Here is a 21,480-nt window from a genome sequence, read left to right on the forward strand (position 1 = left end):
AAAAAAAGCTTTACATCTGACGCAAACATGCCCTATACTGATTCCAAAATTATACAATGACCGCAAGGGAAAGCATCCCATGTCATCGTCTTCGGCTATATGCCGGAGCGAGGAGGTGAGGGCTTTCCCTTTTTTTGCGCGGTCGGATAAGGAAAGGAGACATGCGGATGCCGTTCGAACCGAAGTTGGTCACGGGCGATTTGCTTGCGGGGCGCTATCGTATGGAACGGATCCTCGGCCAAGGAGGGATGAGCCGGGTTTATCTGGCTTCGGACCTGAAGCTGCCGGGAAAGGTGTGGGCCGTGAAGGAAATCAGGGCGATGCCGGGGGAGCCGTTATCGGTCGCCCAGGAAGCCAGGCTGTTAATTACGTTGAATCACCATCGCCTGCCGCGCATCGTCGATTTCGTCGATACGGATCAGGAAGGTTATGCCTATATCGTGATGGATTACATCGAAGGCGAACCGCTTGACCGTCGCGTTAAGGCACAGGGAGGCCGTTTGTCTCAAGAAGAGTTGACTCGCATAGGACTGCAAATCGTCGAAGGATTGCACTATTTGCACAACCATCGGCCACCGGTGATCCATCGCGACGTGAAGCCGTCCAATTTGCTGATGGACGGCAGCGGGGAGCTTCGCTTCGTCGATTTCGGCATAGCCCGTACCTTCGTGGCGGGACAAGCGGAGGATACCGTCCAGCTTGGGACGGTTGGGTTTGCGTCGCCGGAGCAATACGGGGGACGGCAAAGCGACGGCCGGTCCGACTTGTATTCCCTTGGAGCGGTTTTGCTTTATTTAGGAACCGGCTGCAAACACACCGCTTTGACTGGAGAAGCAGAGAGGGCTTTTCGCCGCAACGGCCATGGCTCGCTGCTTCCGGTGGTGGGCCGTTTGATGCAGACGTTGCCGGAAGCGAGGTTCCCGTCGGCCGAAGCTGTTTTCGAGGCTTTGCGGACGTGCGGAATCCGGCCGCAAGGCCGGGAAGAACGAAGCCATGCGCCGGGAGTCGTTGATGTCACTTCGTCGCGGACGTCGGGCGGACGAACGACGGTTATTGCATTGATGGGCGCGGCTACGGGAGTAGGGACTACCCATACCGCCATTGCGCTGGCCCATGTCCTGGCCCGCGGCTTCAATAAGGTGGCGATCGTCGAGATGGATGCGGGGGCTGCAGCCTTTAACCGCTTGGCTCGCCGGATCGCAGGCGAATCCGCGGCAGCAGCGGGAGGGTTCGCAAGACCGCTTCGCATCGGCGACGTCGATTACGTGAAGCTGTCTTCGCGTTCCGAGTTCATCGCGCTTTTGACCGACGGATACGAATGGATCGTGTGCGACTTCGGCACAGGGCGGAGCAAGGAACAGATGGAGGAGTTTCGGCGTGCGAACCTGTCCTTGATCGTCGGTTCCGGAGCCGCGTGGAGATCCGGGGAGCTCGAAAGCTTCGTCGAATCGACGGTTGGCGCGGGGAGTTTCCCCGGGCACTGGAGGTTCTGCATCCCCATGGCCTCAACCGACGCACTGCGACGACTGCATCGCACGCTGCACACCCGGAGCGTGCACGGGATACCGGCGGAACAAAATCCGTTTGAACCGGGGCCGGAGGCTTCGGCCGCACTGCAGGCAGTTTGCGGAGATCTGTTGCCGCGGCCGAAACGATCCGGCCGGGGATTTCTGGCGAAGCAAAAAATGTAGGAGAGGAAGATGAATATGGCGAGATTAAGGCAGAAAACGAAACATCTGCTCATTGCCGGACTCGCGGGAGCGGCCGCGGCAGGGGTGATCTTCGCGGGGATTATGATGGTGCACGCGAAAGAAGAGCATGCGGCCCGGCAAGCCTTGACGCAGTCTTACGAAGCGGAACTTGCGCGCGTTCGGGAGTCCGCCGTTCGGAAGACGGTTCAGGGGTGGGTGCCGGCCCGGGATATTCCGGCAGGTCATCGGATCGGGGCCGAGGATATGCAGGAGGTGAAGCTGCCGGCGGACAGCGTTCCGGCTGACCTCTTGAAATCGCGGGAAGAGATCGCCGGGAAATACGCCAAAATCGCCCTGCGCCCGCAAACGCTGCTGACGGAGACGCTGATTTATGAAGCGGAGCCGACACCGGACGATCTGCGCTGGCGGGAAATGGCTTTTGTACAGCTTCCCGGCATGCTGAAGGCAAACGATGTCGTCGACATTCGCATTCAGTTCCCTACCGGTCAGGACTATATTCTGCTGTCCAAGAAGAAGGTGGAGGCTTTGGCCGACGGCACGGTAACGGTCACGATCGGCGAGGCGGAAATCCTGTCGCTGTCAAGCGCGATTGTAGACGCCTACCTGCACAAAGCATCCATCTATGCGCTCGCCTATGTCGAGCCGTACCTGCAAAGCAAGCCGGTACCGACCTACCCGGCGAACGAGGCGGTCATGCAGTTGATCAAGAAAGACCCGAATATCGTGCAGCGGGCGGAACATGCGCTCAGCAATGCGGCAAGGGAAGGGCTGGAGAGCGATTTGCTGACGATGTCGCCGCAGCGAGCCGCCGAATTTGCCAGCCGCCAAACGCAAACGCAGGCCTTGCCGATGTCGGTTCCTGACGCTGGATATTCGGATAACGGCGTTCCGGCAGGCGGCATCGTCTCCGGCTCCGGCGGAACACCGGAGGAAGAAGACGGCTTTGTGCTGGAGCCGGTGAAATGAAGGGGGGGCATGTGGTGAAGCGATGGTTGTTTGTGGGCAAAAGCGATAAACGCGACTTGCTGCTCTATCTATGCAGCGTACTGGCTGCCGCGGGATCCAAAGTTTTATTGATCGACGGCACCGATAACGGTAAATATCGCTACTCGATCGGAGGAGGTGACACCCGGCTTCAGATAACGGAGTTTTGCGGCTTTGACGTGGCTGGGGGGCTGCACGCCGTTCCTTCCCTGGATCCGCTATCGGCCGATCCGAGCGACGGCTTGAACATGAGCTACGATTATGAGCTGCATGATCTGGAATCGATGCATGCTCTGACGCCTGAGCTGTTTTCGTCCGCAGAAGAAGTCGTTTGGGCGACCTCGTTCGACCGTTATGAGGTTGAGTCCAGCGCGCAATGGTTTCGGAGTCTGCTGCATATGTGGCCACAGCTTCGCGGGATGACGGTGCGTCCGGTGTATATCCGTACCGTCGACAGTTATTTAAGCTCCGAGTATATCATGGGCTTTATGGACGGCATCCCGCTAGAGTGGCGATCCGGCGAGATCCGAATTCCATGGAGCGAGCTCAATCTGGCGGTACAGTGGGAGAATGACCATGCGCAGCGCTTGCGAATGGGCAGCCTTTCCCGCTCTTATAAGAGAGCGCTGCGTCATCTGCTTCATGAGCTGGCCGGCTGGGAACCGGCGGTTGCAAAAAGGGCGCTGCGCCAGGCCGAAAGGAAACAAGCATGAGCCGGCTCGTTTTTTGGGATGCCGGGCAGGCCGCCGCCGCCGAAGTTGCCGTTGCCTGTGCGGTCACGCTGGGGCTGCATTATCCGCAGCGGGTGCTGCTGGTGAATGAGGGACGGATTGGCTGCGGCGTGGAGGAAGGACTGCGGCCGTCCGGACTCTCCAGCGCCGAGGCCGCCGCCGCGGAACTTGCGGAGCATGGAATCGATGCGCTGCTTCGCCTGTTAAGAAGCCGGCGGCTCTCGCCAGGCAACTTCGCCGACTATACGTTGCCGGTGCTCCAGGGCAGGCTGGACCTGGTCTCCGGGACACGGAACGGCAGCGCGGCACGGGCGGGGGCCGAAGCGGAGGAAATCAACGAACTGCTGCGGACGGCGGAGCTGGCATACGATCTCGTCTTATCCTGCGTTGAAGGCAGACGGCGCTTAAGCGAAGCGCTTAGGACGCTGCAGGGCGGCGATGTGATCGTTGCCGTGGTACCGCAGCGATTGGGGTTGCTGGACGATTTTTTTGCGGAGGTCGCTCCCATTTCGGCCAAACTGGAGCATCGGATATGCCTGGCGATACAGCCTTTTGACCCGAGTTCCCGGTGGAATCTGACCAACCTGAAGCGCCGTTACCGAAGCAGGCTGCCGATGTTCGGCATTCCGTACCATTCCGAATTCGCCGATGCATGGAACGACAGGGAGAGCTTGGCGTTTCTCCGCAAATACAAGCTCCTTTCGAAGCGGGGCGGCTCGCGTGGAGAATTATTGGAGGTTTACCGAGAGATGAGCGGCAAGGTGCTGGAGCTGTCGGGCAAGGCGGATGCTCCCGGATCCGTGAATGGGAAGGGGGCCTAGACATGGACAAGCTGTCAAACGGTTTGGGAATAGCCTTTATTTTGTTGCTGGGCTTGCTTAGTTTATGGCTCAAAGCCCGCACGTCCGAAACACGGGGCATGCCCGCGCGCACGAATGAGGAGAGGTACGCGGTCTCGGCGCTGACGGATTACGTCAAGGACAAGCTGCATGAGCTCAGCCGTTCCCACCGTAATGACTGGGGGTTGAACGAGGAGGCATGGAACCGCAGGATCAAGGCGCGGACGGAGCTGCGCCAGGCGCTGCGGGGCTGTACCTACGGCAATCCGCAGGACAAGCGTTACGTCAAGTTGCATATTCGCGATTTGCTGGCGGGAGATTACGGGATTCGGGAAGAGCAGATCGACCGGATCATCCCTTTTCATCACCGGGAGATGCTGACGGCTCAGGATCGATTCGAAATCGTATTGTACCTTTATAAGGTTCGTCATGGAGCCGACGGATTTTCGCGGATGATCGAGGATTACGGGCTGGATGAGCCAAAACCGCCAAAGTCCGGGAATGGAACGCCGGTCTACGAAATCAGCGGCGAAGACGTCGACCGCGTATTTTATCTGGAGTTTCGTTCGCTTACGTTCCAGGAGAAGATTGATATCGTGGTGCAGCGCGTTTATCAAGCGTATAAAGGGTTTTCGGTCGTGGACGAACTGCGGGAAATGCGCATTGACGGGGTAAGCGGAGGCGTAAGCGGAATACCGGGCGGCTATGCGGACGAGGATTCGGACGAGGAGTATTGGGGGAGAGACGGATTGGCCTTTCGTTTTGACGAGGACGGGGAGAGGGTGACTTACGCTTGGGACAGCGTCTGGGTGTTTTATAAGGGCAAAAGCATCCGCCTCTCCTTCCTGTCGTTTGGCTCGGAAGCCGAACTGAAGCGGGTCTGCCAAAATATTTACAAGTTTAATCTGCCCGGGCAATTATCCGAAGCGAACGGCTATAAGGTGAACGAAATGAAGGACGGTTCGCGGGTGGTGGTTGTCAGGCCGCCGTTCGCGGAGAGTTGGGCTTTTTTCGTCCGCAAGTTTGACGTGAGGAGCGTAGCGCTCGAGCGGCTTATCGAAGGCGGTAACGCCCAACTGCCGGTGCAGCTTCTCGCCTATTTGATGAGGGGCAGCCGAATCACTTCCATCACCGGTTCGCAGGGCTCAGGCAAAACGACGTTGCTGATGGCCATGATCAAGCACATTTATGCCTCGTATACGCTGCGCGTGCAAGAGATGTCCTTTGAGCTGCATTTGCGCCGGCTGTATAGCGGGCGGAACATTCTTAGCTTTCGGGAGACGGAATATGTGAGCGGGCAGGCCGGGCTGGATTTGCAGAAAAAGACCGACGGGACCGTGAATATTCTAGGCGAAGTGGCCACGGACGAGGTTGCGGCCTGGATGATCCAGATGGCCCAGGTCGCCAGCTTGTTCACGTTGTTCACGCATCATGCCAAAACGTTCCGGGACTTGATCGAATCGCTGCGCAACTCGCTGCTTAAGGCCGGAGTCTTTCGCGACGAGCGGGTGGCCGAGCTGCAGGTGGCTTCCGTGATCGATTTCGACGTGCATTTGCGCCGCGATATGACAGGGAAGCGCTACATCGAACGGATCACCGAATGCTGCCGGTTGCCGGCGGCGGGGATTGCACCTGGGAGATCCCTGGACTTGGAGAACGCCGATGGGGTAAACCGATACGCCGCGATGGAGCGAGGATACGAAGAACGGGTGATCGTAGAATACCGGGATGGATCTTATGTGGCCGTGCAGCCGATCTCTTCTGGTTGCCGGGAGGCAATGTCCCGGGAGATGATGCCCGACGACGCCGAGGCTTTCCGCCGTTTCGTCGGCACTTATTGGGGGGAGACGATTGGAGCTTAGGACGATATTGCTGCTTGTCCTTGCGGGATCATTGTTCGTCGGCGCGATCCTGTATGCGGCCAGCCGATTCATCGTTAAGCGGTACGAGGAATCCTGGGTGGGGGATACGGACCGGCTTCTGACCGGCCGACAGCAACTTTTGCCATGGTTAAGCGGCCGCCTATCCGTATGGTTCAATAAATCCTATGCCATCTGGATGAAGGTGCCGCCACTCAGGGGTTATGCGGTTAAAGTACGCCGCCGTCTGGCGACGGTCCACCGCTATAACGAGTTCGAGCTGAGGCGCCGGACGATGCAGTTCGTTTATGGGACGACAGGGCTGTCTGCCGCGGGAATCGCGGTGTTGACGGCGCTAAATCCAAGCTGGATATTTTTCCTCTCGCTGCTCATCGCGGCAGCGGTAATCCAAGGCTTGCTATTGGACGGGTACGTCAACCGGTTGGAGACCAGGTTGCTGGAGCAAATGCTCGACTTCTTTGCTGCCGTCCGTCACGCCTATCAACGCCACGGCATGGTGTACGATGCGATCGACGAAGCCGGCGAGCAGGCGGGCCGCGAAATCGGGGGTCACGCGCACCTGATCGGCGAAGCGCTGGCGGACGTTCGTCCGGACGAAGCGCTGGAGAAATATTATGAAACGGCGCCCAACCGTTTTTTGAAAGCTTTTGCCGGCATCTCCCGGCTGGTGCTGGAATACGGCGACCGGCAACGTAAGCAGGGGTCGTTGTACCTGCGGGGAATTTCGGGATTGACCGGGGAGATCCAGCTTGAGCTTGTCCGAAAGAACCGGCTTGATTACCTGCTCAAAGGCCTAAACGTTATTGCGCTGTTGCCGGTTTTTTTTACGAAGCCCATCGAGGTTTGGGCGCGGAGCCATTTTCCGCTGATGGATCAATTTTATTTAAGCAAAGCGGGCATGGCGATCAAAATCGGGATTTTCCTCACGATATGGATTTGCTATTTGCTGCTGCAAAAGCTGAAAAGCGAGGAGGAAACGGCTTACCGGGCCGGAACGCTCCGAACGCCTTGGGAGGCTGCACTTTATTCGCGTAAAGTCTGGGGGGCTTTGTGCCGGTGGTTTATGCCCGCGCCTCAGTCCATGTTGCATCAACGCTTATCGCAATTGTTGAAGGAAACGAACCATCATTTGCGCGTAGAGTGGTTTCAAGTCAGGCGGCTTTGCGGCTTTGCGGTTTGTTTGCTGTTATTGCTTGGCACGACCGTAACGCTGCATTCGTTGTACCGTCACAACATCATAGCGGAGCCGCCGGCGGGAACGGTCTTTTTCGGAACGGTGCCGGAGGACGTCATAAATGCGGGCCGCCGAGGGGCCGAACTGGATGCCGCGGTCATGCGTAAGGTGGGCATGTCGGGGACAGCCGGGTACGATGCGGTAGCGGAGGCCGCCGCTTCCCTGCTTCGGGCCGGCGGGAAGCCGGGTTCCAGGGAAGAGATTTCCGCTGCCGCCCACCGGGTGATGGACAAGCTTCAGCGCTGGAACGACGAGGTTATGAAATGGTGGGAGGTTGGTCTGGCGCTTCTTGCCGGATTCATCGGCTACTATTCGCCGTTGTGGGCACTACGGTTTCAGCGCTGGATGCGGTTGATGGATATGAAGCACGAGGTCTATCAATTCCAGGCGATGATTGCCATTTTGCGTGAGCTGGAGCGGATCTCGGTGGAGGAAATCCTGGAGTGGCTGGCCTCCTATGCCGTCATTTTCCGCGCGCCGTTGCAGAAATGTACGCTGAACTATGGCCATGGCGCCGAGGAAGCTCTGCAGGAAATGAAACGGGAGGTTGTGCTGGAGGAATTCCAGCGCTTGACGGACAAGCTGCTGCTGGCTTCCGAGAAGATTACGATCGCCGATGCGTTTGACGATCTGGACAGCGATATGTCCTATCATTTCGAACGGCGTCGGCTGGATTACGAAAAATCGCTGGACACGAAGGCGGGGCTAGGGAGAATCATCGGTTTTGCTCCGATGTATTCGCTGGTTTTTGCTTATCTGGTCGTTCCGCTGATCTGGATGAGCTTCGAGCAGATGGGCTTGTATTTTGAACAAATTCAAAAATTGTGATGAAAAAGGGAGGCTACAGGCATGAATAATGCTTCATCGGCTTTAAAGGTAGCGGCCGGTATTTTCTTGACGATCGCTTTGATCACGATCGTGGTGATTTTGTTCGTTTCGGCGCAGGAGGCAACCAAGACGGCGCAAAACAACTTCTCCGACATTCAAACCGAACTGTCGCAGGCTTCGTTTACCGTATATGACGATACGACGATCAGCGGTTCGCAGGTGACCAACGCGCTGCGCAAATTCAGGGATCGGGAGCAATTCGGCATCCAGGTCAAAACGGGCAAAAACAGAGGCGGCGAATGGTACGGGCATGTCCTTAACGTCAGCGCTCCGGTATCCTCGGAGATTTATGGATCGGTCGCAAATCCAAGCTACGCGGATATCAGTAATTCATGGGATGAAACATTAAATCAATACGTCAATCCAAGCGGCAAGTTTAAGGTCCGGGTGGTCAAGGACAGCTCCAACGTGGTTCGAGGATTGTTGTTTACGCAAACTACGGCGATTCCATAAGATGCAAAACGGCGGGGGGGAGTGACGTTGTTTAGCCATGTGAAAAGTATGCTTTGGCTGCTTGTCTCCGTTAGCTTCTGCTTGGCGGCGGCGTTGACGATGCTGGATTTTGCCAATCGTCAGGAGTTGGCGTTCGACGATATGGCAGGGGATGCGCATGGGCAGCGGCATAGCGTATTTACCCGCGGGAATGACCAGGCCGGCGCGGCGGAGCCTTTCCCGGACGATACCGAAGCGTCGGAACAACCGGAGACTTATACCGCACAGGAAATTCTGTACAGCTTACCGGAGTGGGCGAGTACAGGTACAGCGGTCGAAGTGAACGGCACGCCCCTGGCTATCGTCCCTAGAGATGTGACTTCGGAGACACTCGAGCAAAGCCGAAAGCTCGCGATGGCTCTCTTGGATTTGCAGGCCGAATATGTTGTGCGCCGGAATTACGATTCATCCGGAAATATCGCTAACATTTTTTTTACTGGAAAGTAGGTGGGGGTTCGTGAGCAACATGCTGTCCAAGGTTACCGCCGCGTTGCTGGCCGCATTGCTGTTGTTCCTGGTTCCTGCGGTGCAGATCGCGCAGCGGGGAGAAGATATCCGTTATTTGTCGGCCTATCAAGCCTTGATGCAGTTTGCCGATGCGGTCAGAAATAAAGGCTACGTCTCCCCGTCGATGTACGTGGATTTCGTCCGCGAATTGGAAGCTGGCGGAGCGTCGTACGAAGTGGAACTCGAGCACCGCCATAAGAAGTATCATCCCGAGTACGGCGATCCCGCGAACCCCGCCACCTTTCTAAACGACTTCAGCGTGGTATATGATGCGTACTATACTGACGATATATTGCGGGTGTTGTTTCCGCCGGAAGGAAGCGCCGCGGTCGAAGGGGAAGGGGTTTACACCCTGCAGGAAGGGGATTTCTTTGCCGTTGCGGCTGCCGATCGTTCCCGCAGCGCGTGGGATGTTCTTTCCGAGTTCTTGTACGGCGGCGCCGGCAAGGAAGTCCCTGACCGGTTGACCTATGGGGGCATGGTATTAAATGAAGATTACTGATTGGGCCGTGATTTTTGTGCTGATCGTGAGCCCGCTGCTGTGGATCGGCAGCTTGCAGGCGGAGGACGTCCGGGAAGTGAACAGGCTGGAAACCCGTTACACGGCGGCTTTGAGGACGGCAACCCAGGATGCGGGCAACGTGCTGAACAGGAATGAGCTTCAGCAATTCGAAAGCGGGTACGGGTCGGAGAAATGGATGCGAGCCGACAAAGAGCAAGCGCTGGCCGCCTTGTTGAACAGCTTGTATTTGAATTTCGGCGTAGCCGACGATCCGGTAGGACAACAGGCTTTGATGGTTTATATTCCGGCGATCGTCGTTATAGACTATAACGGTTATTTCATTTATTCGGTTGAAGAGACAGCGTCACCCGGCGGGAGCACGGAGGCCCGGCACCGCTGGCGGTCCAAAAAGCCGTTTGTTTATGCCGACTCCTTCGGCAACAGTTTAGGGTTTACGCTGGACCGTTACATTACCGCCTACGATGTGGCTTCGGACCGATGGGTGAGCGGTTTGCAAAACGAGATCAAGTCGCAGGTTTCCATTCCGCTGCTGCAGGATCATGAGCAGTTTGAGGCCGTACGGCGTTCGGTGATCGTGCGGAGCATTGAGGAGGAGCTCGCGGAAGTGATCAACCGCCATAATGCCTATGCCGCCAAGCAAGGGGTCAGCTATACGTTCACGCTTCCTTTCATCCCGCAGGAGGATTGGAACAATACGCTGGACGACGTCGGGATTCTCGTGTTTTTGCAAGGCCTTCCGGTTGGCGTCCGTTATTATAACAATTATGCCCTTGGCGGGGGAAGGGTGGCGAAGTCGTCTCCCGTATGGGGAGCGCTGAATCCGGCCAATGGGCTGAAATATTATTATAACGACGGCTGCCTTCCGGCGCAAAGTCAGGGCAAGCGCATCGAAGAGGTTTTTGCGGATGAGCGGGCCGCCGCCGCAAACGGGTATTTCCCGGCGGATTGCCGGCGATCCGCCAAGAAATAAAAGGAGCAAGGGGGTTTTGTACTCCCTTGCTCTCCATAAAGCGACGATTATTTAAATGAGGCATAACCTTCGTCGGCCATAACCACGCTGCCGTTAATGGCGCTGGCTTCGTCCAAAGTCAGCAGATATACCGTATCGGCGACTTGCTCCGGCAAAGTCAGCTTGTTCCCCATGACTTTGGATTTCATCGAGTCGATCATCCCTTTATCCTTATAACCTTGAATGATCGGCGTATCCACGGCGCCAGGCGCTACGGCAACGACGCGGATACCGTAATCGGCCAACTCCAGGGCTGCGGATTTGGTCATCATGATGATTGCGCCTTTTGAAGCATGGTACGCGAATGTACCGGGGGAGGCGAGGAAGCCGAATACGGAAGCGGTGTTGATGATGATCCCCTTAATGCCGAGTTCCCGCATTTTTTTGCCGGCGGCAATGATGCCGTAGGCGACGCCGTGCTGATTAACGTTAACCACGCTATGATAGTCGCTTATATTTTGATCCAGCACGGGGGTCATTCGGCCGATTCCGGCGTTGTTAAACATGATATCGAGTCTACCGTAGGTCTCTACCGTTTGCTGAACCAGCGCCTCCACGTCTTCAAATTTCGAAACATCCGTTTTGACGAACAGCGCTTCGCCGCCTTTCGCCTTAATCCGATCCACGACGGCTTGTCCGCCCGATTCGTTAAAATCGGCTACGACGACGCGATCTCCTTTAGCCGCAAATTTGTAAGCGGTTTCCTTTCCGATTCCACTGGCTCCCCCTGTGACGATAGCCACTCTGTTTTGCATCATTTGCCCGTCTCCTGCCTTTCTTTGTAATTTGTTAGGTTCTATACTATGATTGTAACAAAAGTCATTGTTAAATAAAATTTATATATAATTATTATCAAATTAGAATTACTTAATAATAGGCGTGATTCTCCGAGGAGGGTGTAAAATGAATCTGGAGCAGCTGGAATACATCGTGGACGTAGCTAAGACCAGGTCTTTGACGAAAACGGCTCAAAACGCCCACGTGACTTTGTCCGCCGTCAGCCAGTCGATTTCATTGCTGGAGTCGGAGCTGGGCCTGCCATTGTTTGTTCGTTCGCGCGGCGTTGGCGCGGTCCCGACGCCGGAGGGACAAGAAATTATCGGCCGTGCCGCCGGTATTCTCGCCAAAATCAACGAGCTGCGGGTCGAAGCCAAGTCGTATAGCGATACGCTTAGCGGCGAGTTGACCATTGCCACGATCCCGGGGCCGATGCATTTGCTGATAGAAGATATCGCCGGCTTTAGAAAGGATTATCCCGAGGTGAAAATCCGCATATTCGAATACGGGCCCCAGGAGATTTTGGACGAGTTGCACCATAACCGCATCGACATCGGATTTATCGCCTTGAACGAACGGCTTCTGCAGCAAAATAAAACAGTGCATTTCGAGAAGCTGTTTACGGGGAAAATGGCGGTGGGCGTGCCCAGGAATTCGCTGCTGGCGCTGGAAAAATCGATCAAGCCGGAGCAACTGGCCGGATACTCGCTGGTGTTGTATGATGATGAGATTATCCGAAGTTATCTTGCCGAGAGATTGGCCCGGTACGGCGAACTGGATATCTTGTTTTGCAGCAACAATATTCAGGCGATACAAAATGCGGTGAAGGAAGGGCTCGCGTTAACCGTCGGGGTAGACTACTCTTTCGACACCGGGGAACAAACGGGGCTTGTGCCGATCGAGCTGGAACTGCTGGATGACGAGCCGGTGCATTACGGTTGGGTCAGCCCGAAAGGAAAACAGGCCAACGCGATTACCAAACGATTTATTCGCCGCTTGCAATATAGGATATGAGCGGTTGTTCAAAAAGTCATCTTTTGATCACGAAGTAGATCAAGTAGCATATTCGACATCGAATCTTGAATTCAGCCGGGCCTTCTGGTGCTCACGTAGGTTCTGCCTACGCTCCGCTCCTCAGTCCCTAGCTTCATCCAACCTTCTCGGTGCTGAAAACCTGACTTTTTGAACACTTAATTTAACGTATGGGGAGCTAATAGGTATGGAGATAAATCATCAAGACCGCTATTCAAGGCAAAAGCTGTTTATTCCCATCGGGAACGAGGGTCAAGACAAGCTGGCGAATGCCAAAGTGTTGATTGTCGGAGCGGGGGCGCTGGGCACGGGGATCGCAGAAACGCTCGTACGTGCCGGAGTAGGGCACCTCATCGTGGCGGACCGCGATTATGTGGAATGGAGCAACCTGCAGCGGCAGCAATTGTTCTCGGAAGCGGACGCAGCCGGCCGCGTACCAAAAGCGATTGCGGCCCGGGAGCGACTTATGGCCATCAACAGCACGGTTCGCATCGACGCCCGCGTGGTGGATGTGGATCCGGAGGAGCTGGAGGAACTGGTTCCCGGCGTGGATTTGATCATGGATGCGACGGACAACTTCGATACTCGGCTGATGATCAACGATATTTCGCAAAAATACAAGATTCCTTGGGTGTACGGCGGATGCGTCGGCAGCTACGGCATTACGTTTACGATCGTGCCGGGCATGACGCCATGCCTGAACTGCCTGCTTGGAACGGTTCCGCTTGGCGGCGATACCTGCGACACGGTTGGTGTAATTCCGCCGGCCGTGCAAATGGTCGTCTCCCATCAGACGACGGAAGCCTTAAAGCTGTTGACCGGACACCCCGAATCGTTGAGGGGAACGTTGTTGACTTTTGATCTGTGGCGTAACGAGCAGACTTCGATCAAAGTAGGCTCGGCCCGAAGGGAAGATTGCCTCTCTTGCGGCCACGGGGCAACTTACCCGTATTTGTCCGCTTCCAGCCATCGGAAAACGGAGGTATTGTGCGGCAGGGAAACGGTGCAGATCCGTCCGGCGGTCAAACGGAAGATCAGGCTTCAGGACATGGCGCAGAAGCTGGGACGGATCCGGGAAGGCCGCGTGGAGATCAATCCGTTCCTGTTGTCGTTTACGATTGGCGATCGCCGGCTCGTGTTATTTGAAGACGGACGTGCCCTGATTCATGGAACGCAGGATCCGTCCGAAGCGAAGACGATCTATGATCGTTATTTAGGCTGAATCGTAAACCCGGGCGGGGCCGGAATGGTTTTGCCGCGGAATGACCATCTTATTAATGGATTGGCATATGCAGGTAAGGTGGTCGTAAGCGATGAAAAGATACGTGCTGCTGGCGCTCGAAGATCCTTCCGAAGGGGAACGAATCAAAACGGGGCTGGAGGAAGCCGGATACGTTATCCACTGGCATCGTAACGCAGTGGAGGTGCTGCGGCATGTGGAGGAAGAGCTGCCGGATCTCGTCCTGCTGGGAACGGATTTGTCGGATGAAGCGGCAGCGGGGCTTCAGGAGCAAATCGGCAGATTCGCCCCGTTTCCGCTGATTTTGCTGCTGCGGGAATGGAATACGGAGGACGTGGTCTCCGGTTTTGCGAATGGCGCTAACGATGTCGTGAACTTCAACATTCCGATGGCCGAGCTGTATGCCAGAATCGGCCATTTGTTGTCGCTCTTTAAACGGTTGGGCGACGGTTCCTTGACGGAGCTCACTTTCGAGGATCTGCGGATGGAACTGAGGAGCCGCAAAGTGTATCGCGATGATGTGGAGGTCAAATTAACACCGAAGGAATTCGACTTACTGCTGTTTCTCATGAAACGGGCCGGCAAGGTATGCGGAAGGGAAATGATTTTGCAGCAGGTCTGGGGCTATGATTTCGCGACGGGTACGAACGTGGTCGATGTTTATATCCGGCATTTGCGCAAAAAAATAGACCGTGGCCATATGCGCAAGCTGCTGCATACGATACGCGGTGCAGGGTACATGCTTGGGTAAAAGCCGAATAACCCGATAGAGAGGCTACCGGGCATCATTTGAAGGATCGACTTGTTTGGAGTTAGGTGAACCTGCGTTCAAAAAGCCGCAAGACGAATTCGGGAAGAGAGGTAACGGCTTTTTGAACGGGCTTGTCCGCTACAGGACGCGGCGAGCTTTCAGGTACGTGTTTTTCCAGTTGCCGGAGTTCAGGTTGGAAATCGTCACGCCCGGTTTGCCGTACGTGTGCAAAATTTTGCCGCTGCCCATGTAAATGGCCACGTGCGTTACGTTTCTGCCATTCGCGCGGCTGCCGCTGGAGAAGAACACCAAATCGCCGGCTTTCAGGTTCGACTTCGATACGGCATAGCCGGCTTTGGCTTGAGCCGCGGAAGTACGAGGCAAGGTAACGCCGTATTTTTTGTAGACATATTTCGTAAACGAGGAGCAGTCAAACACTCGGGTCGTCGAGGTGGAAGCTCCGAATTTATAAGGAGTGCCCATAAATTGCTTTCCGTAATTTACGACTTGCGTTCCTCTCGAAACGGCGGAGCTGGTTGCCGACTGGGCTTGTACAGTTTCAGTCCCACTGGCAAGCAGAGTGCTGAAACCGATGGCGGATGCGAGTCCGACCGTCAATACTTTTTGGAATAGGCTGCGTTTGTTCATGTTGTAATACCTCCAAAGTTCTTGTTTGTTAACCGGTTCGTAATGAAGTATAACAGATTTGTAATCTCCTAAATGATGGTATAATCTCCTAAAAACCTTGCGCCCCAACGCTTTGGAAGCGATTATTAAAAAAACATTAAAGTTTACAGTTTTTTAAGATTAAGAAAATAGTCCTAGAAAATGAAAAGAAAAAACCCTTGAAATATCAAGGGTTTTTCACATATCTCTTTCAATTTAGTTAGCGTTATAAAAGTTACAAATTTGTCTTTATTCTGTAACTAATCCCGGCTTTGAATAATGAGCAGCCAACCACTATCGATCTTCACCGTTCCGACGGAAGCCGTCAATTTGTTGCTGACCGCCAGCGATTGTCCCATTTTCAACGTCGCGTCGTCAAGCGGATACAGGAAGCCATCCAGTGTAATACCGGTCACTTCGGGCGTGAGCGGGAGCAAGGAAACATAGGCATAGCCGCGGTCTTCGATCCGGCAAGTAGATCCGGTCAGCGTTACGTAATTATGGTCATCCCAAATGGCGCAAGCGATTTGATGCTGAACGGCCCGCAGCAGCATTTGGATATTGGCTAGCGTATGGTCCATGCGGGTGCCGATGACCCCGGTCAGGATAATCTCCGCCGGTTGCTGTTGAATGGCCAGATCAAACGCCAGTTCCGTATCGGTCAAATCTTTATGGATCGGGTCGCAAGCGACGACCTCGGCGCATTGCTCTTTAATGAAGGCGAATTCTTCCTCGCTGACCGAGTCGAAATCCCCGACCGCCTTATGCGGTTTGATTCCGTGCTGCACCAGAAACCAAGCGCCCCGGTCGGCTCCAATAATGTAATCGTCCGGGCGGATTTCGTCGATAAAGCATTGATCGATGCGGCCGCCCGCAAAGATAAGAACCCGTCTGTTTTTCATATCCACCGCTTCCTTTCCCAAAAACCCCTTGTTCAAGTAGTATAAATCAGATTTTAGGGTTGCACAATTTCACCCGATGGGCCTAAAATGGGGAAGACAGATAGAAGCTGACAAAGAAAGGCAGAGAAGGACGGGAGAAATGCATATCTTCGATATTTTCAGTATCATCGGGACGATTGCCTTCGCTATGTCGGGTGCTTTCGTGGCGATGGAAGAGGAATATGATATCCTCGGGGTGTTGGTGCTGGGTCTCGTCACGGCTTTCGGCGGCGGGATTATCCGCAATGTGCTGATCGGCGTTCCGGTCACGACGTTATGGGGGCAAGGGGATTTGATTATGCTGGCGGTGCTGGCGGTGTTCGTCGCCTTCGTTCTGCCCATGCCGTGGATTCGACACTGGAAACGAACGGAGGTCCTGTTCGACGCGATCGGCTTGTCGGCTTTTGCGATCCAAGGGGCGCTGTACGCAACGGACATGAAGCACCCGATGAGTGCGGTTCTCGTAGCGGCGGTACTAACGGGCATCGGCGGCGGGATTGTCCGCGATTTGCTGGCCGGACGCAAACCGTTGGTGTTGCGCGACGAGATTTACGCCGTTTGGGCGATGCTGGGCGGACTGGCCATTGGAGTGGGGTGGTTCCGCTCGACGTTGGAGTTGATCGTATTGTTTGCTTCCATCGTTCTATTTCGGATGTTGTCCGTTCATTACAAATGGAAGCTGCCGCGGCGATCGCTCGAAACGGGCGATATCCATATCGGCACGGAACCGAAGGCCGAGCGGGTTATGGTACGGGACCAAACTCCGTAACCGCCGCGTAGGCATTTACAAGAGAGAGGCTGTCCAAAGTAGAGTTTCTACTATTCGAGACAGCCTCTTGATTTCATGATTCCTGAAAGCGCTATTTTAATAAATGAACCAATGCGTCGGGCAACTCCTGCTGCCAAAATCCCCACAAATGCTTGCCGTCCTTCTCGGTGTACGCCACACGGGCGCCGCGTTCCTCCAGCAGCGCTTTGGCTTTGCGGTTCAGCTCGACGAAATTGTAGGTTCCCGTATCCGTGGTGTAGTGATCCTCCTGCAATCCGACGATCATGAAGAGCGATAGATGGGACAAATCGGTTTCCCGCGCCAAGATTTCCAGAGAAGGTCCATAGTAGGCGCCGGACAAGCTGATGATTTTGGAAAACAGTTCCGGATTTTTCATGGCAAGATGAAGCGAGACCGTCGCCCCCAGCGAATCGCCGGCCAGCACTCTTTCGCGAGGTTCGCGGCGAACCGGATATTTACGTTCGATGAAGGGAATAATTTCTTCCGTAAAACAGCGCGTATATGCGTCAAAACGGGTTCCGAACGGAGCGTACTCCTCCGTGCGCACGGCGGTGTTCACTTCGACCCCGACGATGATGAACGGATCGATGCCCTCGTCCAGAATCAACCGGTTGGCGTGCGTGGCAATGCGCCCGAAATTGAAAAACTCTTCCCCGTCCTGACAATAGACGACAGGATAACTGAGGATTTCATTGTACCCGGGAGGGAGGTAAATACGCAGAAAACGTTTTTCCCCCAAGGTGTTGCTTTCGATTTCCTCCTTAATTATGGTGCGTTTCAAATAGCGAGATTCCGTCATGTTTCACACGCTCCCAGCTTTATTGGTTTTGCTTTCGACTCTTGTTTTGGATAGGTTTTACGATGGAAAGGCCTTAAAGATAGCTTTCCACAAATCGGATAGGTGTTATACTATTTTTGGTGAACTGTTACATACACAAAAATAAAAATATAACACAATTATCCTCAATTCCTTTGACTTCTAAGATGTAACAGGAGTATAATAATTCTATAACAGAGGAACAAGATAATCAAATATTTAGTCGAGGTGAAAAAAATGAGCAAGATTCCTTATGAAGTATACACGGAAGAAGTCGAAGCTTTGACCGTGCTTTCGCCGGACGGTGAAATCGTTAACAAAGATAAAGTTCCGGCTCTGACCGACGACCAATTGAAAGAATTGATGTACCGCATGGTATTTACCCGTACTTGGGATGAACGGGCGATTAATTTGGGCCGCCAAGGCCGCCTCGGATTCTATGCTCCGGTCTCCGGACAAGAAGCGACTATGGTCGGCAGCGAATTCGCATTGGACAAAAACGACTTTGTCTGCCCGGGCTACCGCGACATGCCGCAGCTCGTATGGCACGGCCTCCCGCTGTACCAAGCATTCCTGTATTCCCGCGGTCATCAACACGGCGGTCAAATTCCGGAAGGCGTCAATGTACTTATGCCACAAATCATTATCGGCGCGCAAGTTTTGCATGCGATGGGGATCGCGATGGGCTATAAGCTCAAGAAGCAAAAACAAGTAGCCATTACTTATACGGGCGACGGCGGTTCCTCGGAAGGCGATTTCTATGAAGCATTGAACTATGCTGGAGTATTCAAGCTGCCGGTGATTTTCTTCGTGCAAAATAACGGTTATGCCATTACGACGCCGTTCTCGAAACAAACCGCGGCGTTGTCGATCGCTCACAAAGCGGTAGCCGCCGGTATCCGCGGCGTAAAAATCGACGGGATGGACGTATTCGCCGTCATCAGCGCGGTTCAAGAAGCAGCTGAACGCGCCCGTAACGGAGAAGGCGCGACGCTGATCGAAGCGGTAACTTACCGGTTCCGTCCGCACTCCTTGTCCGACGATACTTCCAAATACCGCACGAAAGAAGAAGAAGGCGAGTGGAGCGAAAAAGATCCGATTGCCCGCCTCGCGAAATACTTGGAGAAGAAAGGTCTCTGGACCGATGAAGATACGGCTCGCGTGAAAGAGGAAGCGAAAGCCAAAGTCAACGAGCAAATCAAAAAAGCGGAACAAACGGAAAAAATGACGATTCCAGGCCTGATCGACAGCATGTTCGAACATACGCCGAAGCATCTGGAAGAGCAAAAAGCCGATTTTCAATAAATTGTACGTCTAAATCAGTCTGATCGTTCTAAAGAGGAGGATACAAGCAATGGCACAAATGAATATGAAAGAAGCGATTCGCGACGCAATGCGCGTCGAATTGCAACGCGATCCGAACGTCCTAATTTTCGGCGAAGACGTGGGTAACGTCGGCGGGGTATTCCGGGTAACGGAAGGTTTGCAAAAAGAGTTTGGTGAAGAGCGCGTGATGGATACGCCGCTGGCGGAATCGGCCATCGGCGGCATGGCGGTAGGCCTCGGGATCCAAGGATTTCGTCCGATTGCGGAAATCCAGTTCGTCGGCTTTATTTTCGAAGCCTTGGACCAAATCCTCATCCAAGCGGCCCGCATGCGCTATCGCTCCGGCGGACGTTACCACGCTCCGGTCGTGTTCCGCACGCCGTTTGGCGGCGGGGTTAAAGCGGCTGAGCTGCATACCGACGCTTTGGAAGGCCTGATTGCCCAAACGCCGGGGATCAAGCTGGTCATTCCTTCGAACCCTTATGACGCCAAAGGCTTGCTGATCTCGGCGATTCGCGATAACGATCCGGTATTCTTTATGGAGCACTTGAACCTGTACCATGCGTTCCGCGCCGACGTGCCGGAAGGCGAATACACCGTCGAGTTGGGTAAAGCCAATATCGTTCGCGAAGGCTCCGACGTGACGATCATCGCCTACGGCCTGATGGTGCATACGGCGGTGAAAGCGGCGGAGGAACTGGAGAAAACGAAAGGCATCAAAGCGGAAGTCATCGATTTGCGCACCCTCGTGCCGCTCGATATCGATACGATCGTCGCTTCGGTGAAGAAGACCAACCGCGTCATTATCGTTCAGGAAGCGCAAAGATCGGCCGGCATTGCGGCTGAAGTCATTGCCCAAATCAACGAGAAAGCGATCCTGCACCTGGAAGCTCCGGTTCTTCGCGTAGCGCCGCCGGATACCGTATATCCGTTTGCGCAAATCGAAGACCAATGGCTGCCGTCGCCGGCCCGCGTTATCGAGGGCGTCAATAAAGTTCTAGAATTCTAAATCGAATAAGAAATAGGAGGTCTTTCCTGTGGCAAAGTTTGAATACCGGTTTCCTGAGCTTGGGGAAGGTTTGCATGAAGGCGAAATCATCAAAATGCATATTAAACCAGGCGACAAAGTAACGGACGAAGATATTATCATGGAGGTTCAAAACGACAAAGCGGTCGTGGAAGTGCCTTGTCCGGTGAACGGCACGGTGCAGGAAGTATTCGGCACCGACGGCGCGGTCTTCCGCGTCGGCCAAGTCGTGGCGGTCATCGATGCGGAAGGCGACATTCCGGATCAAGGGGACGCTCCGGCTCATGAAGAACCTGCAGCACCGGCTCCGGCAGAGACGGCACCAGCGGCCAGCGCCGCGGCTCCGGCAGCAGCAGCGGTAGCTCCTGTAGCGCCAAACCGCGAAGTACTGGCAACGCCTAGCGTTCGCAAGTTCGCTCGCGAGCAAGGCATCGACATCGCCCAAGTTCCGGGCAGCGGCAAAGCCGGCAAAATCACTCGCGAAGACGTGGAGGCCTTCAAGAACGGCGGTGCTCCGGCAGCAGCTCCGGCGGCTGGCCAAGACGCGGCAGCACCAGCGGCGGCAGCGGTGGCGGTTCCGGCCGCAGCGCCAACGGCTATCCCGGTCGGCGCGGACGAAGAGCGCGTACCGTTCAAAGGCATCCGCAAAGCAATCGCCAATGCGATGGTCAAATCCGCTTATACGGCACCGCACGTTACGATCATGGACGAAGTGGACGTCACCGAGCTGGTATCGTTCCGTACCCGCATGAAGCCGGTTGCCGAGAAGAAAGGCGTCAAAGTAACCTATCTGCCGTTCATCGTCAAAGCGCTTGTCGCCGCTTCGCGGAAATACCCGGCGCTTAACGCTTCGATCGACGAAGCGAACAACGAAATCGTCTATAAGAAGCATTATGACATCGGGATTGCAACCGATACGGATAACGGCTTGATCGTTCCGGTCATCAAGGACGCCGATCGCAAGAGCATCTGGATGATCGCCGAAGCGATTTCCGACCTGGCTGCACGCGGCCGCGAAGGAAAACTGTCGGCGAACGAAATGAAAGGAAGCACGATTTCGATCTCGAACATCGGCTCCGCCGGCGGCATGTTCTTTACACCGATCATCAACTACCCTGAAGTTGCGATTTTGGGTACGGGCCGGATCAGCGAAAAACCGGTCGTGCGCAACGGTGAAATCGTCGTCGCTCCGGTTATGGCCTTGTCGCTCAGCTTCGACCACCGTCTGATCGACGGCGCAACCGCGCAAAACTTTATGAACTATATCAAACAGCTGCTCGCGAATCCTGAGCTGCTCGTTATGGAGGTGTAATC

The 21,480-nt window shown here is 54.9% G+C and carries 21 protein-coding genes; 17 read left to right on the forward strand and 4 right to left on the reverse strand.

Features of this window, described 5'->3' with window-relative positions:
- The first annotated feature begins 167 nt into the window (after positions 1–167).
- From ACQ4N8_RS09570 to ACQ4N8_RS09615, 10 genes are read left to right on the forward strand one after another with little or no spacing between them, the layout of a single operon-like run.
- Positions 168–1,691: a protein kinase domain-containing protein gene (locus tag ACQ4N8_RS09570; protein WP_430704125.1), complete on the forward strand. Its 1,524-nt coding sequence runs from the start codon at positions 168–170 to the stop codon at positions 1,689–1,691.
- Positions 1,692–1,706: 15 nt separating this feature from the next.
- On the forward strand, positions 1,707–2,678 hold the full coding sequence (locus ACQ4N8_RS09575; RefSeq protein ID WP_430704126.1) for an SAF domain-containing protein: 972 nt from the start codon (positions 1,707–1,709) through the stop codon (positions 2,676–2,678).
- A gap of 14 nt (positions 2,679–2,692) precedes the next feature.
- Entirely contained in the window at positions 2,693–3,409 is a 717-nt protein-coding gene (locus ACQ4N8_RS09580) for a hypothetical protein (RefSeq protein WP_430704127.1), read from the forward strand.
- Entirely contained in the window at positions 3,406–4,248 is an 843-nt protein-coding gene (locus tag ACQ4N8_RS09585; RefSeq protein WP_430704128.1) for a hypothetical protein, read from the forward strand. Before ACQ4N8_RS09580 ends, ACQ4N8_RS09585 begins: the two co-directional genes overlap by 4 nt.
- A gap of 2 nt (positions 4,249–4,250) precedes the next feature.
- Positions 4,251–6,128 (forward strand): ATPase, T2SS/T4P/T4SS family, encoded by a 1,878-nt coding sequence (locus ACQ4N8_RS09590; protein ID WP_430704129.1) that lies wholly within the window; start codon positions 4,251–4,253, stop codon positions 6,126–6,128.
- Complete coding sequence (locus ACQ4N8_RS09595; RefSeq protein WP_430704130.1) at positions 6,118–8,208, forward strand: hypothetical protein; 2,091 nt, start codon at positions 6,118–6,120, stop codon at positions 8,206–8,208. The genes ACQ4N8_RS09590 and ACQ4N8_RS09595 overlap by 11 nt, the downstream gene beginning before the upstream one ends.
- A 21-nt stretch (positions 8,209–8,229) precedes the next feature.
- A complete protein-coding gene (locus tag ACQ4N8_RS09600; RefSeq protein WP_430704131.1) occupies positions 8,230–8,721 on the forward strand; it encodes an ABC transporter permease in 492 nt (163 codons plus the stop codon).
- 27 nt (positions 8,722–8,748) lie between these two features.
- Entirely contained in the window at positions 8,749–9,207 is a 459-nt protein-coding gene (locus ACQ4N8_RS09605; RefSeq protein WP_430704132.1) for a hypothetical protein, read from the forward strand.
- 19 nt (positions 9,208–9,226) lie between these two features.
- Positions 9,227–9,769, forward strand: a complete 543-nt coding sequence (locus ACQ4N8_RS09610; RefSeq protein WP_430704206.1) for a hypothetical protein — start codon at positions 9,227–9,229, stop codon at positions 9,767–9,769.
- Complete coding sequence (locus ACQ4N8_RS09615) at positions 9,756–10,760, forward strand: hypothetical protein (RefSeq protein ID WP_430704133.1); 1,005 nt, start codon at positions 9,756–9,758, stop codon at positions 10,758–10,760. The genes ACQ4N8_RS09610 and ACQ4N8_RS09615 overlap by 14 nt, the downstream gene beginning before the upstream one ends.
- 47 nt (positions 10,761–10,807) lie before the next feature.
- Here ACQ4N8_RS09615 and ACQ4N8_RS09620 read toward each other — a convergent pair whose 3' ends face one another.
- The gene (locus ACQ4N8_RS09620) at positions 10,808–11,557 is read right to left on the reverse strand and encodes an SDR family NAD(P)-dependent oxidoreductase (RefSeq protein ID WP_430704134.1); all 750 of its coding nucleotides are present in this window, start codon (positions 11,555–11,557) and stop codon (positions 10,808–10,810) included.
- A 145-nt stretch (positions 11,558–11,702) separates the two neighbouring features.
- Between ACQ4N8_RS09620 and ACQ4N8_RS09625 the strand changes: the two genes are divergently transcribed.
- The 3 genes from ACQ4N8_RS09625 (at position 11,703) to ACQ4N8_RS09635 (ending at position 14,599) form a co-directional block, all read left to right on the forward strand.
- Positions 11,703–12,590 carry a LysR family transcriptional regulator gene (locus tag ACQ4N8_RS09625; RefSeq protein ID WP_430704135.1) on the forward strand — a complete coding sequence of 296 codons (888 nt, stop codon included), beginning with the start codon at positions 11,703–11,705 and terminating at the stop codon, positions 12,588–12,590.
- Positions 12,591–12,795: 205 nt separating this feature from the next.
- The gene (locus ACQ4N8_RS09630) at positions 12,796–13,830 is read left to right on the forward strand and encodes a MoeB/ThiF family adenylyltransferase (RefSeq protein WP_430704136.1); all 1,035 of its coding nucleotides are present in this window, start codon (positions 12,796–12,798) and stop codon (positions 13,828–13,830) included.
- Positions 13,831–13,921: 91 nt separating this feature from the next.
- Entirely contained in the window at positions 13,922–14,599 is a 678-nt protein-coding gene (locus ACQ4N8_RS09635; protein ID WP_430704137.1) for a winged helix-turn-helix transcriptional regulator, read from the forward strand.
- A 138-nt stretch (positions 14,600–14,737) separates the two neighbouring features.
- On the opposite strand, the gene ACQ4N8_RS09640 is transcribed toward ACQ4N8_RS09635, so the two are convergent.
- Positions 14,738–15,247 (reverse strand): C40 family peptidase, encoded by a 510-nt coding sequence (locus ACQ4N8_RS09640; protein ID WP_430704138.1) that lies wholly within the window; start codon positions 15,245–15,247, stop codon positions 14,738–14,740.
- Between the two features lie 278 nt (positions 15,248–15,525).
- Entirely contained in the window at positions 15,526–16,167 is a 642-nt protein-coding gene (locus ACQ4N8_RS09645; protein ID WP_430704139.1) for a thiamine diphosphokinase, read from the reverse strand.
- 139 nt (positions 16,168–16,306) lie between these two features.
- Here ACQ4N8_RS09645 and ACQ4N8_RS09650 point away from each other — a divergent pair, with 139 nt between their 5' ends.
- Positions 16,307–16,975: a trimeric intracellular cation channel family protein gene (locus tag ACQ4N8_RS09650; RefSeq protein ID WP_430704140.1), complete on the forward strand. Its 669-nt coding sequence runs from the start codon at positions 16,307–16,309 to the stop codon at positions 16,973–16,975.
- 91 nt (positions 16,976–17,066) lie between these two features.
- Here the strand turns inward: ACQ4N8_RS09650 and ACQ4N8_RS09655 are convergent, their stop codons facing one another.
- Positions 17,067–17,795 carry an alpha/beta hydrolase gene (locus tag ACQ4N8_RS09655; protein ID WP_430704141.1) on the reverse strand — a complete coding sequence of 243 codons (729 nt, stop codon included), beginning with the start codon at positions 17,793–17,795 and terminating at the stop codon, positions 17,067–17,069.
- A 255-nt stretch (positions 17,796–18,050) separates the two neighbouring features.
- On the opposite strand from ACQ4N8_RS09655, the gene pdhA reads away from it, so the two are divergent.
- Genes pdhA through ACQ4N8_RS09670 form a run of 3 tightly spaced genes read left to right on the forward strand, consistent with a single transcriptional unit; the run spans position 18,051 to position 21,478 of the window.
- Positions 18,051–19,118, forward strand: coding sequence for a pyruvate dehydrogenase (acetyl-transferring) E1 component subunit alpha (gene pdhA / locus ACQ4N8_RS09660; protein WP_430704142.1), 1,068 nt, complete (start codon positions 18,051–18,053; stop codon positions 19,116–19,118).
- A gap of 49 nt (positions 19,119–19,167) precedes the next feature.
- Positions 19,168–20,148 (forward strand): alpha-ketoacid dehydrogenase subunit beta, encoded by a 981-nt coding sequence (locus ACQ4N8_RS09665; RefSeq protein ID WP_430704143.1) that lies wholly within the window; start codon positions 19,168–19,170, stop codon positions 20,146–20,148.
- A gap of 28 nt (positions 20,149–20,176) precedes the next feature.
- Positions 20,177–21,478, forward strand: coding sequence for a dihydrolipoamide acetyltransferase family protein (locus tag ACQ4N8_RS09670; RefSeq protein WP_430704144.1), 1,302 nt, complete (start codon positions 20,177–20,179; stop codon positions 21,476–21,478).
- Positions 21,479–21,480: the final 2 nt, after the last annotated feature.

Origin of the sequence: Paenibacillus macerans (assembly GCF_050565405.1) — a bacterium.
Taxonomy (GTDB): domain Bacteria; phylum Bacillota; class Bacilli; order Paenibacillales; family Paenibacillaceae; genus Fontibacillus; species Fontibacillus macerans_B.

Coding starts and splice junctions, on each gene's coding strand:
- ACQ4N8_RS09590 (WP_430704129.1), top strand. CDS start 4,251: ATGGACAAGCTGTCAAACGGTTTGGGAATAGCCTTTATTTTGTTGCTG.
- ACQ4N8_RS09625 (WP_430704135.1), top strand. CDS start 11,703: ATGAATCTGGAGCAGCTGGAATACATCGTGGACGTAGCTAAGACCAGG.
- ACQ4N8_RS09610 (WP_430704206.1), top strand. CDS start 9,227: ATGCTGTCCAAGGTTACCGCCGCGTTGCTGGCCGCATTGCTGTTGTTC.
- ACQ4N8_RS09630 (WP_430704136.1), top strand. CDS start 12,796: ATGGAGATAAATCATCAAGACCGCTATTCAAGGCAAAAGCTGTTTATT.
- ACQ4N8_RS09650 (WP_430704140.1), top strand. CDS start 16,307: ATGCATATCTTCGATATTTTCAGTATCATCGGGACGATTGCCTTCGCT.
- ACQ4N8_RS09570 (WP_430704125.1), top strand. CDS start 168: ATGCCGTTCGAACCGAAGTTGGTCACGGGCGATTTGCTTGCGGGGCGC.
- ACQ4N8_RS09600 (WP_430704131.1), top strand. CDS start 8,230: ATGAATAATGCTTCATCGGCTTTAAAGGTAGCGGCCGGTATTTTCTTG.
- ACQ4N8_RS09575 (WP_430704126.1), top strand. CDS start 1,707: ATGGCGAGATTAAGGCAGAAAACGAAACATCTGCTCATTGCCGGACTC.
- ACQ4N8_RS09615 (WP_430704133.1), top strand. CDS start 9,756: ATGAAGATTACTGATTGGGCCGTGATTTTTGTGCTGATCGTGAGCCCG.
- ACQ4N8_RS09655 (WP_430704141.1), bottom strand. CDS start 17,795: ATGACGGAATCTCGCTATTTGAAACGCACCATAATTAAGGAGGAAATC.
- ACQ4N8_RS09665 (WP_430704143.1), top strand. CDS start 19,168: ATGGCACAAATGAATATGAAAGAAGCGATTCGCGACGCAATGCGCGTC.
- ACQ4N8_RS09640 (WP_430704138.1), bottom strand. CDS start 15,247: ATGAACAAACGCAGCCTATTCCAAAAAGTATTGACGGTCGGACTCGCA.
- pdhA (WP_430704142.1), top strand. CDS start 18,051: ATGAGCAAGATTCCTTATGAAGTATACACGGAAGAAGTCGAAGCTTTG.
- ACQ4N8_RS09585 (WP_430704128.1), top strand. CDS start 3,406: ATGAGCCGGCTCGTTTTTTGGGATGCCGGGCAGGCCGCCGCCGCCGAA.
- ACQ4N8_RS09620 (WP_430704134.1), bottom strand. CDS start 11,557: ATGATGCAAAACAGAGTGGCTATCGTCACAGGGGGAGCCAGTGGAATC.
- ACQ4N8_RS09635 (WP_430704137.1), top strand. CDS start 13,922: ATGAAAAGATACGTGCTGCTGGCGCTCGAAGATCCTTCCGAAGGGGAA.
- ACQ4N8_RS09645 (WP_430704139.1), bottom strand. CDS start 16,167: ATGAAAAACAGACGGGTTCTTATCTTTGCGGGCGGCCGCATCGATCAA.